The organism is Sphingomonas sorbitolis (assembly GCF_036663875.1).
In the GTDB taxonomy this organism is placed as follows: domain Bacteria; phylum Pseudomonadota; class Alphaproteobacteria; order Sphingomonadales; family Sphingomonadaceae; genus Sphingomonas.
In genome coordinates this window covers 1-3,139 of record NZ_JAXOJS010000020.1, presented here as the reverse complement: position 1 = coordinate 3,139, position 3,139 = coordinate 1, and the positions used below count along the sequence as shown (strand labels likewise).

Below are 3,139 nucleotides of genomic sequence, written 5' to 3'. Positions count from 1 at the left end.
TGAAACAGCACTGCTAACTCACCCGGCCGTCCGCCAAGCCGTGGTTATCGCCCGTGAGGATGCACCCGGAGATAAGCGATTAGTCGCCTATGTTGTACCGGAAATTGCAACCCCGGATTTGGGCGAGTTGCGTTCGGTTCTTGCAGCTCGACTTCCAGAGCATATGGTTCCTCGTGCTTTTCATATATTGAATGAGTTGCCGCTAACGTCGAATGGGAAACTTGACCGTAAAGCATTACCGATACCGGAAATGCGGCCCGACGAACTCACCTATGTAGCCCCGCGAACCTCGATGGAGGAGGCGCTTGCGTCAATCTGGAGAGAAGTGCTGCGGTTAGATCGGATCGGGGCAGACGATAATTTCTTCGACCTAGGCGGCCACTCTTTGCTGGCGACGCGAGTAATTGCGTTAGTCCGCGATCGGCTAGAAGTGGAGGCGACCCTGCGAGTGCTGTTTGAGGCGCCCACGGTAGCGAAAATGGCTCGCAAACTGGAAGAAGTGCCCGGTGATACGGTAAACCTTGCAGCGCCGATGTTGCGGGTGCAAGCACGGCCCGCCACCCTGCCCTTATCATATGCGCAAGAACGGTTATGGTTTCTCGAGCAAATGGGCTTAGCAGGGTCCGCTTACAATATGCCTTCTGCGTTACGCATCGAGGGCAAGCTAGATGCAGTTGCGCTTGAGGCAGCGTTGAACGAGTTGATACGACGACACGAGAGCTTGCGAACCCGCTTTGAGGTGCTGAACGACGGTTCGCCTGCACAAATAGTCGATTCGCCTAGTAATATTCGCTTTCATCAGCACGATATTAGTTACTATGAGCCAGCGCTGCGGGAAGCCGCGCTTACACGCACGATACATGAGGATGCCGAAATTTTATTTGATCTTGCAAAAGATCAACTATTTCGTGCGGGACTAGTTAAGATTAGCGATATAGATCATGTTCTATTGCTGAATATGCATCACGCTATTTCTGACGGATGGTCACTTAGCATACTTATACGAGAGCTTGGTGAGATTTACGCTGCATATGTCGAAGGCAACCCTTCACCGCTTCCTGAACCGGAATTGCAGTATGTCGATTACGCCTTGTGGCAAAGAAGCTGGCTACAGGGAGAGGTCTTGGAGCGGCAACTCAGTTACTGGCGCAACCACCTAGCTGGCGCGCCGTCGGCCCTAGAGCTTCCTACTGACCACTCGCGACCTCCCACCGCCAGCCACAAGGGAGCCGTGCTACCGTTCTCAGCTTCCGCCGAACTTGTTGACAAACTGAAGCAGATCGCGCGCGAGCAGGACGCAACACTACATATGGTGCTGCTAGCCGGTGTTAAAACAGTGCTCGCCAGTTGGAGCGGGCAGGATGATATTGTGATAGGTTCTGTTATTGCTGGCAGAACTCATCGACAGCTGGAAGCGCTAAACGGCTTCTTTGTAAACACCTTAGCGCTGCGCACCGACCTTTCGGGCGACCCAACCTTTGCCGAGTTGGTAAGAAGAAGTCGGGAATCTGCGTTAGGCGCTTACGCTCATCAAGATCTACCTTTTGAAAAGCTAGTGGCCGAGCTTGCACCGACCCGTGATCTTAGCCGCCACCCGATATTTCAGGTGATGTTTGCGCTTCAAAATGATGAACTAAGAGCAGATCACTTAGGAGGACTGAAGCTCAGAGGCGTCGACACAAGCTTTGCAACCGCGAAATTTGATATATCTTTTTACGTTAGCGAGGTCGAAGATGGTTTGTCCGGCCTCATTGAATATGCAACTGATCTATTCGATTCTCCTACGATAGAACGCCTAGCTGCACAGGTATCTAATGCTCTAGAACAAGTGGCAGCCAATCCTCATTTACACCTGAGCCAAATAGAGCTCTTAAGTCCTCTGGAGCGGACCCGGCTACTGGTGGAGTGTGGGAGAGTAACAAATTTCTCGAACACGCCCTGCGTACACCAGCTATTTGAGGAGCACGCACGCATTAACCCAAATGCTACTGCGCTTAATTTTGGATCCGAAAGTATGAGCTATAGTGAGGTTAACGAACTGGCTAATAGGCTGGCCCGTTACCTCCGGAGCCTTGGCGTAAGAAGAGAGAGCCGGGTAGTCATTCTCATGGAGCGCTCCTTCGATCCGATAATTAGCCTTATTGCTACCCTTAAGGCTGGCGCCGCTTATGTTCCACTAGACCCTCAGAATCCTGTAAATAGGCTTGTGCATGCGATACTAGACTGTGAACCAGCCATTGCTCTAGGTCATTCGCTAACAATGAACTTGCTCAAATCCGCGATTGACCAAGCAGGTCTGGTTCTCCCAGTCCTCAATCTCGACGAGGCGACCGCGTGGCGTGGCCAGTCATCTGCGAATTTCGCGGTCGGAGGGCCGCTGGTGCCACAAACACTTGCATATGTTATTTACACCTCGGGATCTACGGGACTGCCAAAGGGGGTGATGGTCGAACACGCCAACATCACCCGATTGCTCAATGCTACAGATTCTCTTTTTAAATTTAGCTCAAAAGACGTCTGGACTCTATTTCATTCTTATGCTTTTGATTTCTCTGTATGGGAGATCTGGGGAGCTCTAAGCTACGGTGGACGCCTAGTAATTGTCCCTTACACGACTACGCGATCTCCTCCAGAGTTCTATGAATTGGTATGCCGTGAGGCTGTTACGGTTCTAAATCAGACACCAAGCGCATTCACCGGCTTATTGACGGCGGGGAACGCAAGTCGTCTAAATAATTGCTTAAAATACATAATTCTTGGCGGCGAGGCCCTAGAAGAAACACATTTATCATTGTGGCGACAAAGTCGTACTAATTATAATGTGGACTTAGTAAACATGTATGGTATCACAGAGACTACTGTACATGTTACATACCGCTTCATTACTTCAAAAGACAAAAATCGAACCGGGAGTATCATCGGGCGTGCAATACCCGATCTTGCTGTCTACCTCCTAAATGGGAGAGGGGAGCCGGTGCCGTTCGGCTCTGTTGGCGAGATTTATGTCAGTGGTCCCGGGGCTGCTCGCGGTTATCTCCATCGTCCTGATTTAACAGCGGAGAGGTTCGTGCCATGCCCGTTTGGTGCTCCAGGAACCCGAATGTATCGTACAGGCGACATGGCGCGCTGGCGCGGAGAC

Annotated in this window: 1 protein-coding gene; it reads left to right on the top strand. The window is 51.3% G+C overall.

Features of this window, described 5'->3' with window-relative positions; genetic code table 11:
- Positions 1 to 10 precede the first annotated feature (10 nt).
- Positions 11 to 3,139 (top strand): non-ribosomal peptide synthetase (locus U1763_RS21065; protein WP_332756862.1); only part of this gene is annotated, 3,129 nt, incomplete at its 3' end.